The sequence below is a fragment of the Kaustia mangrovi genome (genome assembly GCF_015482775.1).
Taxonomy (GTDB): Bacteria; Pseudomonadota; Alphaproteobacteria; order Rhizobiales; family Im1; genus Kaustia; species Kaustia mangrovi.
This window is the reverse complement of sequence record NZ_CP058214.1, coordinates 1,569,966-1,584,238: the sequence shown is the minus strand read 5'-3', so window position 1 is coordinate 1,584,238 and position 14,273 is coordinate 1,569,966. Positions and strand designations below refer to the sequence as shown.

The 14,273-nt window shown below is 68.9% G+C and carries 11 protein-coding genes; 9 read left to right on the top strand and 2 right to left on the bottom strand.

The window, feature by feature from the left end:
• Positions 1-138: 138 nt before the first annotated feature.
• On the bottom strand, positions 139-837 hold the full coding sequence (locus tag HW532_RS07435; protein WP_213164464.1) for a response regulator transcription factor: 699 nt from the start codon (positions 835-837) through the stop codon (positions 139-141).
• Between the two features lie 274 nt (positions 838-1,111).
• On the opposite strand from HW532_RS07435, the gene HW532_RS07430 reads away from it, so the two are divergent.
• From HW532_RS07430 to pcaF, 4 genes are all read left to right on the top strand, one after another.
• The gene (locus HW532_RS07430; protein ID WP_213163783.1) at positions 1,112-1,891 is read left to right on the top strand and encodes a HugZ family pyridoxamine 5'-phosphate oxidase; all 780 of its coding nucleotides are present in this window, start codon (positions 1,112-1,114) and stop codon (positions 1,889-1,891) included.
• A 302-nt stretch (positions 1,892-2,193) separates the two neighbouring features.
• Positions 2,194-3,771, top strand: coding sequence for a phosphoenolpyruvate carboxykinase (locus tag HW532_RS07425; RefSeq protein ID WP_425491950.1), 1,578 nt, complete (start codon positions 2,194-2,196; stop codon positions 3,769-3,771).
• A gap of 30 nt (positions 3,772-3,801) precedes the next feature.
• On the top strand, positions 3,802-5,316 hold the full coding sequence (locus HW532_RS07420; RefSeq protein WP_213163781.1) for a gamma-glutamyltransferase: 1,515 nt from the start codon (positions 3,802-3,804) through the stop codon (positions 5,314-5,316).
• 195 nt (positions 5,317-5,511) lie between these two features.
• Positions 5,512-6,717 carry a 3-oxoadipyl-CoA thiolase gene (gene pcaF, locus HW532_RS07415; RefSeq protein ID WP_213163780.1) on the top strand — a complete coding sequence of 402 codons (1,206 nt, stop codon included), beginning with the start codon at positions 5,512-5,514 and terminating at the stop codon, positions 6,715-6,717.
• A gap of 37 nt (positions 6,718-6,754) precedes the next feature.
• Here pcaF and HW532_RS07410 read toward each other — a convergent pair whose 3' ends face one another.
• Entirely contained in the window at positions 6,755-8,104 is a 1,350-nt protein-coding gene (locus tag HW532_RS07410) for a glutamine synthetase family protein (protein ID WP_213163779.1), read from the bottom strand.
• Positions 8,105-8,280: 176 nt separating this feature from the next.
• On the opposite strand from HW532_RS07410, the gene HW532_RS07405 reads away from it, so the two are divergent.
• The 5 genes from HW532_RS07405 (at position 8,281) to hisD (ending at position 14,252) form a co-directional block, all read left to right on the top strand.
• On the top strand, positions 8,281-9,669 hold the full coding sequence (locus HW532_RS07405) for a glutamine synthetase family protein (RefSeq protein ID WP_213163778.1): 1,389 nt from the start codon (positions 8,281-8,283) through the stop codon (positions 9,667-9,669).
• A complete protein-coding gene (locus tag HW532_RS07400) occupies positions 9,666-10,949 on the top strand; it encodes an NAD(P)/FAD-dependent oxidoreductase (protein WP_213163777.1) in 1,284 nt (427 codons plus the stop codon). Before HW532_RS07405 ends, HW532_RS07400 begins: the two co-directional genes overlap by 4 nt.
• A gap of 141 nt (positions 10,950-11,090) precedes the next feature.
• Positions 11,091-12,380, top strand: a complete 1,290-nt coding sequence (gene murA / locus HW532_RS07395) for a UDP-N-acetylglucosamine 1-carboxyvinyltransferase (protein WP_213163776.1) — start codon at positions 11,091-11,093, stop codon at positions 12,378-12,380.
• Positions 12,381-12,472: 92 nt separating this feature from the next.
• The gene (locus tag HW532_RS07390; RefSeq protein ID WP_213163775.1) at positions 12,473-12,922 is read left to right on the top strand and encodes a DUF2948 family protein; all 450 of its coding nucleotides are present in this window, start codon (positions 12,473-12,475) and stop codon (positions 12,920-12,922) included.
• Positions 12,923-12,956: 34 nt separating this feature from the next.
• A complete protein-coding gene (gene hisD, locus HW532_RS07385) occupies positions 12,957-14,252 on the top strand; it encodes a histidinol dehydrogenase (protein ID WP_213163774.1) in 1,296 nt (431 codons plus the stop codon).
• The last annotated feature ends 21 nt before the right edge of the window (positions 14,253-14,273 follow it).

Below are 14,273 nucleotides of genomic sequence, written 5' to 3'. Positions count from 1 at the left end.
CGTGTGACCGGCGCCGGAGGCCTGTCCAGCCTCCATGCGCCCGCGTCCATGCTCGCGGAAAGACTGCGCAGATCGCGTTTCTACCTAACACGAAATCGCAAAGCTGCGTACTGTGGCGCAAATTCCGGGACGGCGGCCTCACGCTTCCTTGAAGCGGTAGCCAACCCCGTAGAGCGTCTCGATGGCGTCGAAACTGTCGTCGACCACCTTGAACTTCTTGCGCAGCCGCTTGATGTGGCTGTCGATGGTGCGGTCGTCGACATAGACCTGATCGTCATAGGCGGCGTCCATCAGCGCGTCGCGGCTCTTCACGACGCCTGGCCGCTGGGCGAGCGCCTGGAGGATCAGGAACTCGGTCACCGTCAGCGTCACGCTGCCGCCGTCCCATGTGCACGAATGGCGTTCGGGATCCATCACCAGCTTGCCGCGCTCGATCTTCTTGGCGCCGGAATCCGGGGCGGCGGTCGTGTCGCGCGGCTGGGCCCGGCGCAGGACCGCCTTGACCCGCTCGATGAGGAGCCGCTGGGAGAAGGGTTTGCGGATATAGTCGTCAGCGCCCATCTTGAGCCCGAACAGCTCGTCGATCTCGTCGTCCTTGGAGGTCAGGAAGATCACCGGCAGGTCGGATTGCTGGCGCAGCCGGCGCAACAGCTCCATACCGTCCATGCGCGGCATCTTGATATCGAAGATGGCGACGTCGGGCGGTGTCTCCTCCAGGCCCTTCAGGGCGGAGACGCCGTCGGCATAGGTCTGGATCTGGTAGCCTTCCGCCTCCAGCGCCATGCTCACGGAGGTGAGGATGTGCCTGTCGTCGTCCACTAGTGCGATTGTCGGCATCTTTTTGCCCATTACCTTGAAATCCTGCCAGGCGCTTTAAAGAGTTAACTGGGGCAAAATGTGGCAAGGCATAGTACTGCCTGCGCCTCGTCGCGACCAATATATTCTGCCCGCCCGCCTCCGCGCCGTCCCGGGAGAGCCCGCCGCCGGCGTTAACCGTTTAATGGCCACATTCTCCCATTATGACGAAAATCCTGCAAACGGCAGGGTGGCCGCGTCCGGGCGCGGCACATGGTTTGGGCCCGGAAGTAGCGATTTTGAGGCTCGCACGATCATGACTGCTGAACCCACGAGACAGATCCCGCAGGAAGAAGAGGGCGCCGCCCTGTCGCCGGGCGAGGAGGCCCGCCGGCTCATCCGCCAGGCGGACACGGTGTCGCTTGGAACGCTCGACCGGGCGAGCGGCGCGCCCTTCGTGTCGCTGGCAACCGTGGCGACGGACCCTTCCGGCGCACCGCTCTTCATGCTGTCGTCACTCGCCTGGCACACCCGCAATCTCACGACCGACCCGCGCGCATCCGTGCTGGTCGACGCGACGACCCATGACGGCGACGCCCTTGAGGGCGCGCGGCTGACGCTTCTGGGGCGGATCGAGAAGGTGGCGGAGGACGAGGCGGTCAAGCGCCGCTTCCTGGCGCGCCATCCGCTCTCGCGGCGCTATGCCCAGTTCAGCGACTTCTCCATATTCCGGCTGATCCCGGAATTCGGCCATCTGGTCGCCGGCTTCGGCCGTATCCAGACGATCAATGCCGACGAGATCATCCTGCCGGAGGAGCGCTGCGCCGCGCTCGCGGAGGCGGAGGAGGGCATTGTCGGGCACATGAACGAGGACCACAGCGACGCCGTGGCGCTCTATGCGACGCGGCTTCTCGGCGCGCCGAAGGGCGACTGGCGGATGAGCGCCTGCGATCCCGACGGCTGCGACCTGACCGACGGGCACACCGTTCTCAGGCTCGACCTGCCGGAGCCGGTCGAGACGGCCAAGGAGATGCGCGAGGCGCTCGTGGCGCTCGTCAAGAAGGCGCGTGCGCTGCCCGGACAGGGCGCCGACTGAGAACCGGGCCGGGGAGGCACGGCCGGGGGAGGCCTGCGCGTCATGGTGCCGCATTCTCCACATTTTCCCGCCCGCCTCCTGTTGTTTGCCCCCGCGGCTTTGCCTAAGCTTGCCCGATCCGCGCCCGCAAGGCCCGTACCGGAGGGCCCTGATCTCGCGTGTGGCGCGGCGGAGGAACGGCGATCGAACCAGGCTGCCCCGAACGCAGCCGCGGTCGCGCAATGGAGCGGCCGTTCTCAATCGGCCGGAATTGCAAGGAGTGGGGTGTGAAACAGAGTGGACGGTACAACCGCGCCATCGGCGTGGACGCGACGGGTCTCAGGAATCTCGACACGGTTCACTGGAACTATTCGACCTCGCGGCTGTACGAGGAAGCGGTGGGCCGCGGCGAGGCGAAGGTCGCGCTCAACGGGGCGGCGGTGGTCACCACCGGCCAGCACACGGGCCGCTCGGCGAAGGACAAGTACATCGTTCGCGACGAGGCGACCGCCGGCACGATCTGGTGGGACAACAACCAACCCCTCTCGCTCGACCAGTTCAACCGTCTGCTTGAGGATTTCCTCGCCCATGCGGAGGGCGGCGAGCTGTTCGTCCAGGATCTCTATGGCGGCGCCGACCGGGCCCATCGCCTGCCCGTGAGGGTGTTCTGCGAATATGCCTGGCACGCGCTGTTCATCCGCCATCTGCTGATCGAGCCGGAGCTTGCCGATCTCGACGGCTTCGCGCCGCAGCTCACCATCATCGACCTGCCGGGCTTCCGGGCCGATCCCGAGCGCCACGGCATACGGTCGGAAACGGTCATCGCCTGCGATTTCTCGCGCGGGCTGGTGCTCATCGGCGGCACCTCCTATGCCGGCGAGATCAAGAAATCGGTCTTCTCCGTTCTCAACTACATCCTGCCCGAGCGCGGCGTGATGCCCATGCACTGCTCCGCCAATGTCGGCGAGGCGGGCGACACGGCGATCTTCTTCGGCCTGTCGGGCACCGGCAAGACCACCCTGTCGGCCGATGCCAGCCGCACCCTCATCGGCGACGACGAGCATGGCTGGTCGGAGAACGGCGTCTTCAACTTCGAGGGCGGCTGCTATGCCAAGGCGATCCGCCTGTCGGCGGAGGCCGAGCCGGAGATCTACAGCGCGACCCAGCGCTGGGGCACGGTGCTCGAAAACGTCGTCATGGACGAGGAGACCCGTGCGCTCGACTTCGACGACGGTACGCTGACGGAGAATACCCGCGCGGCCTATCCGCTCCGCTACATTCCCAATGCCAGCGAGACCGGGATCGCCGGCCATCCGCGCAACATCATCATGCTGACGGCGGACGCCTTCGGCGTGCTGCCGCCCATCGCGCGGCTCACCCCGAGCCAGGCCATGTACCACTTCCTGTCCGGCTACACCGCCAAGGTCGCGGGCACCGAGAAGGGGGTGACGGAGCCCGAGGCGACGTTCTCCACCTGCTTCGGCGCGCCGTTCATGCCGCGCCATCCGAGCGAATACGGCAACCTGCTGCGCGAGCTGATCGCGCGGCACGGCGTAACCTGCTGGCTGGTCAATACCGGCTGGACCGGCGGCAAGTACGGCGTCGGCGAGCGCATGCCCATCGCGGTGACGCGCGGGCTGCTCAACGCCGCGCTCGACGGCAGCCTGAACGGGGCGGAGTTCCGCAAGGATCCCTGTTTCGGCTTCGACGTGCCGGTCTCCGTGCCGGGCATCGACACGGCGGTCCTGACCCCGCGCGAGACCTGGGACGACAAGGGCGCATACGACGCCCAGGCGCAGGCGCTCGTCCAGATGTTCATCGACAATTTCGAGCGGTTCGAGGCCCATGTCGATCCGGAGGTGCGCGCCGCAGCCCCGGCGCTGCGCCAGGCCGCGGAATAGCGCGCCCCGTCCCCGCGGGCGGCCGTATCCATGACGAGGGTCGCACCGGCCCGCGGTGCCGTGGCGGCGGGGCACGCGCTCACCGCGCAGGCCGCGGGCGACGTCCTGCGGGCGGGCGGCAACGCCTTCGACGCCGCCATTGCCGGGCTCTGGATGGCCTGCGTCGCCGAGCCGGTGCTCGCCTCGCCGGGCGGCGGCGGCTTCCTCATGGCGCGCGAAGCCGCGTCGGGAGAGACGGTCCTCCACGACTTCTTCGTGCGCACGCCGCTTGCCCGCCGCGGTGACGGCGCTGCCGACTTCCACGAGATCCACGCCGATTTCGGCCCCGCCAGCCAGGCCTTTCACATCGGCCGCGCGGCGAGCGCGACGCCGGGCTTCGTGCCGGGCCTGTTCGCGGTGCACGCCGCCCATGCCACCCGGCCCATGGCGGAACTCGCGGCCCCTGCGGCGTGCAGGGCGCGCGAGGGCGTGGAGGTCACGGCCTTCCAGGCCTATCTCGCCGCCGTCGTCGGGCCGATCCTGACGGCGAGCGAGGGCGCGCGGGCGCTCTTCGCGCCCGATGGCCGCCTGCCGCGGGCCGGCGATATCATGCGCAATCCGACCCTTGCCGACATGCTGGACGAGATCGGGCGGGAGGGGCTCAAGGCTTATCGCGCGAAGGGGTTCGCCGCGCGCCTCCTGGACGGGCAGGGGGATCACGGCCATCTGCGCGCGGAGGATCTGGCGGACTATCGGGTGGAGCGGCGCGCGCCTCTGAAGGTGCCGCTCGGTCCGGCACGGATCGCGCTCAACCCGCCGCCATCGGCCGGCGGCGCCTTCATCGCGCATGCCTTGTCTGCCTATGCGCACGCGCCGGGCCGCAGCGCGGAGCGCTTTGCCGCCGCGCTTGCCCGAAGCGACGAGGCCCGCCGCACGGCGGGCGGCGACCCCGCAGCGCTCCTCGCCGATGCGGGGCTCGCGCTCCCGGCCGGCGGCGCGGCGAAGGGGCCGCCCGCCACCCGGGGCACGACCCATATCAGCGTCATCGACGCGGCGGGCAACGCGGTGGCCGCGACCGTCTCCAACGGCGAGGGCAACGGCCATGTGCCCGGCGGTCTCGGCTTCATGCTCAACAACATGCTGGGCGAGGCCGACCTCGCCCCGGACGGGCTCGGCACATGGCCGCCCGGTCTCCGTCCCGCCTCCATGATGTGCCCGGCGATCGCGGAGAAGGACGGCGCGCTCTTCGCGCTCGGCTCCGGCGGGTCGAGCCGCATCCGTTCCGCGCTCTTCGTCGTCCTCGCCCGCCTGCTCGCCAAGGACTATGCGCCGGATGCCGCCGTGCGCGCGCCCCGGCTCCATGTCGAGGACGGCCACCTCGATTTCGAGGACTTCTTCAAGCCGGGCGGCGGCGGTGCGCTTGCCGAGCGGTTCCCCGCGCGCCGCGCCTGGGGCGAGCCCAACATGTTCTTCGGCGGCGCCCATGTGGTGAAGCGCCATGGCGACGGCCGGTTCGAGGCGATGGGCGACCCGCGCCGCGACGGGGTGGCGCTGGTGGTGGACTGAGCGCGGTGCTCTGCGGCGTGCCGCCGCTTGACGGGCTGTCAGGCCGGTGCCATCTTGCCGTTCGAATTTCGGAATTTAAGTTCGCACTGCGAACCAATATCACAGGCAACTCGCTCCGGCGCGTCCGGAGCGATCGTCCTGCAACCGGCTCGGCCCGCCCCCCGTGAGGGGCGCTCCAGGGAGGCTCGAAAGACCATGCGCGACGCTTTCATCTGCGACTATGTCCGCACGCCCATAGGCCGCTATGGCGGCGCGCTGTCCGGGGTGCGCGCGGACGATCTGGCCGCCCTGCCGATCCGCACGCTCATGGAGCGCAACGCGGATGCCGACTGGTCGGCGGTGGACGAGGTCTATATGGGCTGCGCCAACCAGGCGGGCGAGGACAATCGCAATGTGGCGCGCATGGCGCTCCTGCTCGCCGGCCTGCCGGACTGCGTTCCCGGCGTGACGCTCAACCGGCTCTGCGCGTCGGGGCTGGAGGCGGTGGGCCAGGCGGCCCGCGCGGTGAAGACCGGCGAGGCGGAGCTTGCCATTGCCGGCGGCGTGGAGAGCATGTCGCGCGCGCCCTTCGTCATGGGCAAGGCGCAGACGGCCTTCTCGCGCTCCGCGGAGATCTTCGACACGACCATCGGCTGGCGCTTCGTGAACCCGGTGCTGAAGGCGCAATACGGCATCGACTCCATGCCGGAGACGGGCGAGAACGTGGCGGAGGACTTCCAGATCTCGCGCGAGGATCAGGACGCCTTCGCCCTGCGCAGCCAGGAGCGCGCGGCAGCCGCGCAGGCGCGCGGCTTCTTCGCCGCGGAGAGCGTCGCCGTGGAGGCGCCGGCCGGGCGCCGCAAGACCGTCACGGTCGATGCGGACGAGCATCCCCGCGCCGGCACGACCATGGAGGACCTCGCCAGGCTCAGGACGCCGTTCCGCGACCCCGGTACGGTCACGGCGGGCAACGCCTCGGGCGTCAATGACGGTGCCGCCGCCATGATCGTGGCCTCCGAGGCGGCGGTTCGCGCCCACGGGCTCACGCCGCGCGCGCGCATCCTCGGCATGGCCTCGGCGGGTGTCGCGCCGCGCATCATGGGCATCGGCCCGGTTCCCGCCGTCGGCAAGCTGCTCGACCGGCTGGGGCTGAAGATCGCCGATATCGACGCCATGGAGCTCAACGAGGCCTTCGCCAGCCAGTCCATCGCCTGCCTGCGCCAGCTCGGCCTGCCGGAGGATGCCGAACACGTCAATCCGAATGGCGGCGCCATCGCGCTCGGCCACCCGCTCGGCATGTCGGGCGCGCGGCTCGCCCTGACGCTGACCCACCACCTCACCGAGACCGGCGGCAAGCGCGGCATCGCCACCATGTGCGTCGGCGTCGGCCAGGGCGCGGCGATGGCGGTCGAGCGGGTCTGACCGGAGGGCCGCCGGGCGGCGGGGGACCGCCTCCCGCCTACACGTTCAGCAGCAGGAACTCGCGTTCCCAGGAGCTGATGACCGTGCGGTATTGCTGCATCTCGTAGTCCTTCACCTCCTGATAGGCGGAGACGAAGCGCTCGCCGACCACCTGTTTCAGGGGCTTGGTGTAGTTGAGCTTCGACAGGGCGTCGGCGAGATGGGTCGGCAGCGTGTGGGCGTAGCGATAGGCGCTGCCCTCCACGGGCGGGGTCGGCTCCAGCTTCTCCACCATGCCGAGATAGCCGCAGGCGAGCGAGGCGGCGATGGCGAGATAGGGATTGGCGTCCGCGCCGGGCACGCGGTTCTCCACCCGGCGGTTCTGCGGGTCGGAGGTGGGCACGCGGAAGGAGACCGTGCGGTTGTCGATGCCCCAGTGCACGTTGGTCGGCGCGTCGGCATAGGGAACGAGCCGGCGGTAGGAGTTCACATTGGGCGAGCAGAACGGCATGGCCGCGCCGAGATAGCGCTGCAGCCCGCCAATATGGTTCAGGAGCAGCTTGGAATCGCGCCCCGACTTGGTGGTGAACAGGTTGCGGCCGGTCTGCGTATCGACCACGGACTGGTGGAGGTGCATGGACGAGCCCGGCTCGTTCTCGTGCGGCTTGGCCATGAAGGTCGCGTACATGTCGTGCTTGAACGCGGCCTGGCGCACGGTGCGCTTGAACAGGAACATCTGGTCGGCGAGCGCCAGCGGGTCGCCGTGATTGAAGTTGATCTCAAGCTGCGCCGGCCCGTTCTCGTGCGACAGCGTGTCGATGTCGATCTCCTGGACCTCGCACCAGTCGTAGATGTCCTCCACGATGGGATCGAACTCGTTGGCCGCGTCGATGCCATAGGCCTGTCCGCCCGCTTCCTGGCGTCCGGACCGGCCGATGGGCGGCTCCAGCGGATAGTCCGGATCGAGGTTCTTCTTGATGAGGTAGAATTCGATCTCCGGGGCCACGACCGGTGTCCAGCCGCGCTTGGCGTAGAGCTCCAGGACCCGCTTGAGGACGTGGCGCGGGGCGATGTCGACGGGCTTGTCGTCGATATAGAAGCAGTCGCACACGACCTCCGCCGTCGGCTCCTCGTACCACGGCACCCGCCGCATGGTGTCGGGATCGGGGCGCAGATAGACGTCGATGGAGGCCGGGTTGAGGGTGTTGGTCTCCCACACATAGCGCCCGGTGACGGTGAGCCCGAACATGTCCTCCGGCAGGCGCAGCCCGCGGCTGTGCGCGCCCTTGAGGAACTTGCTCGCCGGCAGGATCTTGCCGCGCGGCGTTCCGGCCATGTCGGCGAGAAGGCACTCCACCTCGTCGATGGCGTGCGTGGCGAACCACTCGTCGTAATCAAGAGAAGCCATGGATGGATGCTCGTTGTCCGGGACCCTGACGCTGGCGGTTCGACCGGCCCGGTCGGGCCGGCCGGCGGGGGCAGGATACGACGGTCCCTTGACGAAATAAAACCCCAAAGAAACAATGCCTTCCCAACGGGACTGGCCCCGGGGCCGCCGTCGGATCCTCAAATTCGAGCTCATTCATGCACAAACACGTTCCCGGCCTTTCCGAAGCCGACGCCTTTCTGAACGCCCATTCCGACGTTGTCGCCGTCGACATGCTGCTGCCCGACATGAACGGAATCCTGCGCGGCAAGCAGCTCGGCCGGGACTATGTCCACAAGCTCTATGACGAGGGCGTGCGCCTGCCGGGATCCAACTATCTGCTCGACTGGACGGGCCAGAACGTCACCACCCTCGACTACGGCACCTCCGACGGCGATCCGGACTATTTCTGCTTCGCCGTGCCGGAGACGCTGAAGCCCGTGCCGTGGGGCGCGCGCCCGACGGGGCAGGTGCTCGCCTCCATGTATCACGAGGACGGCACGCCGTTCTTCGCCGATCCGCGCAACGTGCTCCAGCGCGCGCTCAAGCCGCTGACCGACATGGGGCTCACGCCGGTCATCGCGATCGAATACGAGTTCTATCTGATCGACCGGGAGGCGGCCGCGCGCGGCGTCGTCCAGCCGGCCATCGGGCCGCGCTCGCAGTTCCGCCCGGCCCAGACCAATGTCTACGGGCTCGACGACCTCTACGATTTCGAGGACGTCCTGTCGGCGATCCACGAGGCCTGCGACATCCAGAAGCTGCCGGCGGAGACCTTCGTCGCGGAATATGCGCCGGGGCAGTTCGAGATCAATCTCCACCATGTCGACTCCGCGCTCCTGGCGTGCGACCAGGCGATCCTTCTGGAGCGCTGCATCAAGCAGGTGTCCCGCCGCCACGACATGATCGCGACCTTCATGGCCAAGCCCTTCGCGGAAAGCGCGGGCTCCGGCCTCCATGTCCATGTGAGCCTCCTCGACCGGCACGGCAACAACGTGCTCGCCGGGCCGTTCGACGAGCGGCTCAACCGCCCGGTCGGCGACATGCTGCGCCATGCCATTGGCGGGCTCGTCGACACCATGCCGGAGGCCATGGCGATCTTCGCGCCGAACGCCAATTCCTACCGCCGGCTGAAGCCCGGCACCTATGCGCCGGTCAAGGCCAACTGGGGCGGCGACAACCGCACGGTCTCCCTGCGCATTCCCGGCTCCGACGAGCGCTCGGTGCGTGTGGAGCACCGCGTGGCCGGCGCCGACGCCAATCCCTATCTGGTGGTCGCGGCGGTCCTTGCCGGCATGCATCACGGCATCGTCAACGAGATCGAGCCGCAAGACCCCGTCGTCGGCGATGGCTACGAGCAGGAGGCGCCAGACCTGCCGATCCGCTGGCCGGTGGCGCTGGAGCGCTTCACGGAGGGCACGGTGCTCGGGCGCTATTTCGGCGAGGACTATGTCCGCGCCTTCGCCACGGCGCGCCAGTTCGAGTGCGACAATTTCCACTACCAGATCCAGCCACTGGACTATCAGTGGTATCTGAGGACGGCATGAGCGCGGTGAACGGGGACAGCGAGGCGCCGTCCTACTATCTCGCCTCGGCCAACCGCTATGTGGAGCACCCGGTGCTTCGCGGCGAGGTGCGGACGGATGTCTGCGTGGTCGGTGCCGGCTTCACCGGCCTGTCGGCGGCGCTCGAACTCGCCGAGCGCGGCTACAGGGTCGTCGTCGTGGAGGCGGAGACGGTCGGCTGGGGCGCCTCGGGGCGCAATGGCGGGCAGATCTGCACGGGCTTTTCCTCCGGCATGGAGCCGATCGAGGCCCAGCTCGGCCCCGACGATGCGCGCAAGTGCTTCGAGATCGCCGAGGAAGGCAAGGCGATCATCGCCGAGCGGATCGCCCGGCACGCCATCGCCTGCGATCTCAAATGGGGCTATCTCCATGTCGCGGCCAAGCCCGGCGCCATGGCCGATCTCTCCGGCATGCAGGCCAGCCTGCAGCGCTATGGCTGCGAGACGGAGCTGCTCGACCGCGAGTCCTTGCGCGAACGGCTCGGCACGGACCGTTATCACGGCGCCCTCCACGAGGCGGGGGCGGGGCATTTCCATCCGCTGAACTACTGTCTCGGCATGGCCGACGCCGCGATCGCCGCCGGCGTGGAGATCTACGAGCATTCGCGTGCGACGCGCATCGAGAGCGGGCCGGACCCGGTCGTCCACACCGGCGAGGGGCTCGTGCGGGCGCGCTTCGTCGTGGTGGCGGGCAACGCCTATCTCGGGCGCACGGTGAAGCCGCTTCACACGCGGATCATGCCCGTGGGAAGCTTTCTCGTGGCCACCGAGCCGCTGGGCGAGGAGCGTGCGCGCACTCTCATCCGCGACGACGAGGCGGTGGCGGACACCAATTACGTGCTCGACTATTTCCGCCTGTCCGGCGACCGGCGCATGATCTTCGGCGGCGGGTGCACCTATTCCGGCGTGATCCCGGACGATATCGCCGCGCGCATGGGCCGGCGCATGACGCGCATCTTCCCCGGGCTCGCCGATGCCCGGATCGACTATGCCTGGGGCGGGTTCATCGGCATCACCGTCAACCGCATCCCCGATCTCGGAACGGTCGGGGGGACGGTGTTCTATGCGCAGGGCTTCTCCGGGCAGGGGGTGACGCTCGGCAATATCTGCGGGCGGTTGATGGCGGAGGCGGTTGCCGGCCAGGCCGAGCGGTTCGACCTCATGGCCCGGTTCAGGCACCAGCCCTTCCCCGGGGGCCCCGTGCGCACGCCGCTCCTGGTGCTCGCCATGGCGTGGTACCGCCTGCGCGACATGCTGGGCTAGGCGCCCCTTGCACCGAGACGCTTGCCCCGGACAGGCGGTTTGTGTTTCTTAGCAGTCATGGCACAGTGAAACACTGGGGAGCGAGCGCTCACCTATGACGGACCCGACGCCATGAAGGCGGGGCCGTCCATCGGGGTATTCATGGACAGTATCCGTATTCGCGGCGGCAACCGCCTCAATGGCGAAATCCACATTTCCGGCGCCAAGAACGCCGCACTGCCATTGATGATCGCCGGTCTCCTGACCGACGACACACTCACCTTGCGCAACGTGCCGCGGCTGGCCGACGTGGCGCTGCTCATGCGCATTCTCGGCAATCACGGCGTGGATATCGGCGTGGACGGCAAGCGCATGGGCGTCAACGGCATCGCCGGCGACACGCTCCACATCACCGCGCGCACCATCGTCGACACGACGGCGCCTTACGATTTCGTGTCGCGCATGCGGGCGAGCTTCTGGGTGCTGGGCCCGCTGCTTGCGCGCTGCGGGGAGGCGAAGGTCTCCATGCCCGGCGGCTGCGCCATCGGCACGCGGCCCGTCGACCTCCATCTGCTCGCCATGGAACGGCTCGGCGCGGAGATCGAGATCGACGGCGGCTATGTGATCGCGCGCGCGCCGAAAGGGCTGACCGGCAACCGCATCACCTTCCCGAAGGTGTCCGTCGGCGCGACGCACAATGCGCTCATGGCCGCCGTGCTCGCCCGCGGCGAGACGGAGATCGAGAACGCCGCGCAGGAGCCGGAGGTGGCCGACCTCGCCGAATGCCTCGTCAAGATGGGCGCGCGGATCGAGGGCATCGGCACCTCCACGCTCAACATCTCCGGCGTGCCCCGGCTTCACAGCGCGACCCACGAGGTGCTGCCCGACCGGATCGAGACGGGCACCTATGCCATGGCGGTCGCCATGACCGGCGGCGAGGTGGACCTGATCGGCGCGCGCGGCGACCTGCTCGACGCCGTGGTCGACGTGCTCGGTGCGGCGGGCGTCGCGGTGAAGCAGACCAATCAGGGGCTTAAGGTGTCGCGCAACGGCGCAGCACTCGCCCCCGTCGAGGTCGAGACGCAGCCCTATCCGGGCTTCCCGACCGACCTCCAGGCCCAGCTCATGGCGCTGATGACGCGGGCGGAGGGCACCTCGACCATCACCGAGACGATCTTCGAGAACCGGTTCATGCATGTCCAGGAGCTCGTGCGCCTCGGGGCGGAGATCTCGCTCAACGGCGATACCGCCACGGTGCACGGCGTGGAGACCCTGCGCGGGGCGGAGGTCATGGCGACGGATTTGCGCGCGTCCGTATCGCTCGCCATTGCCGGGCTGATGGCGGAGGGCGAGACGGTGATCCACCGGGTCTACCATCTCGACCGCGGTTTCGAGCGCCTGGAGAAGAAGCTCGGCGATTGCGGCGCCGATATCGAGCGGCTGAGCGCCTGACGGGGAGAGATCCCCTCGGGCATTGTCACCGCCGCGCACTGCCGTTATGTCATGACGGGAAACAGGCGGCACAAGCGGTCGGGTGATCGGCAATGGATCTGCTCAAGCTCAGCGCGTTCGACGAGGACGATCTGAAGGTCATTTCCGCGCATATGCAGGACGCGGTCTTGCGGGTCGGCGATATCCGCTATCTGCCGGGCGAGCGGCGGCTTGCGCTCGTCGCCAACCGGTTCGACTGGGAAAGCGGGCTGCGCGGCGGGGAGGGGCCCGCGTTCCAGCGCCGCCGCGCCGGGCTGCATTTCGACCATGTCTTCTCCGCGCGTTCGCAGAATATCCGCCAGGGCGCCGACGACGCCGTCCTGTCGCTCCTGTCCATCGCCTTCGCTCCCGGCGAGGCGCCATCGGGCGAGATCACGCTCACCTTTTCCGGCGGCGGGACGTTGTGGCTCGACGTGGAGTGCATCGAGGCGCATATGGCGGATCTGGGCCCTGTCTGGGAGACGGGCCGGAAGCCGGAACACGATCTGACGGACAGGGACTGAGCCTTCACGGCGTCCCGGGAAGAGGGTTTCGAGAATGGCCGAACGCCTCGACATGCGGCAGGCGGACTTCGATGCGCGGTTTGCCGCGCTGCTCACCGCAAAGCGCGAGGTCGCACAGGATGTCGACGCGGCGGTGGCGGAAATCGTCGCCGATGTACGCGCGCGCGGCGATGCCGCGCTCATCGACTATACGCGCCGCTTCGACCGCCACGAGGTCGCCGCGGACGGCCTCGCGGTCACGCCTGAGGAGATCGACGCGGCGGTGGCGTCGTGCGATGCGGCGCTGCTCGACGCGCTGACGCTCGCCGCCGAACGGATCGAGGCCTATCACGGCCGCCAGAGGCCGGAGGACGGCCGCGTCACCGACAAGAGCGGCGTGGAGACGGGCCATCGCTGGACGGCGGTGGACGCGGCCGGCCTCTATGTGCCCGGCGGCACGGCGGCCTATCCCTCCTCCGTCCTCATGAACGCGATCCCGGCGAAGGTCGCCGGCGTGGAGCGCCTCGTCATCGCCGTGCCCGCGCCCGACGGTGTGCTCAACCCCCATGTGCTCGTGGCCGCCCGCATTGCCGGGGTCGACGAGATCTACCGGGTGGGCGGCGCCCAGGCCATCGCCGCGCTCGCCCATGGCACGCGGACCATCGCGCCCGTCGCCAAGATCGTGGGGCCGGGCAACGCCTATGTGGCCGCCGCCAAGCGCCGGGTCTTCGGCACGGTCGGCATCGACATGATTGCCGGGCCGTCGGAGGTGCTGGTCCTCGCCGACGGCGCGAACGATCCCTCCTGGATCGCCGCCGACCTGCTGGCGCAGGCCGAGCACGACGCCTCCGCCCAGTCGATCCTGATCACCGACGATGCGGACTTCGCCGACGCGGTGGAGCGCGCGGTGGACAGCCAGCTTGAGACCCTGCCGCGCGCGGAGATCGCGGGCGCGAGCTGGCGCGACTACGGCGCGGTGATCGTCGCGCCGGCGCTCGGCGATGCTATCGGCCTCGTCGACCGTCTGGCGCCGGAGCATCTGGAGATCGCCGCGCGCGATGCCGAAGAGCTCGCCGCGCGCGTGCGCAATGCCGGCGCGATCTTCCTCGGCGCCTATACGCCGGAGGCGGTGGGCGACTATGTGGGCGGGCCGAACCATGTGCTGCCGACCGCGCGGAGCGCGCGTTTCGCCTCCGGGCTCAACGTGCTCGACTTCATGAAGCGCACCTCGATTCTGAGATGCGACGCGGCCGCGCTCGGCGAGATCGGCGGGGCCGCGATCACGCTCGCCCGCGCGGAGGGGCTGGAGGCCCATGCCCGCTCGGTCGGCATCAGGATCAACACGGCCTGACAGGGACGGGACCCCGGGGAC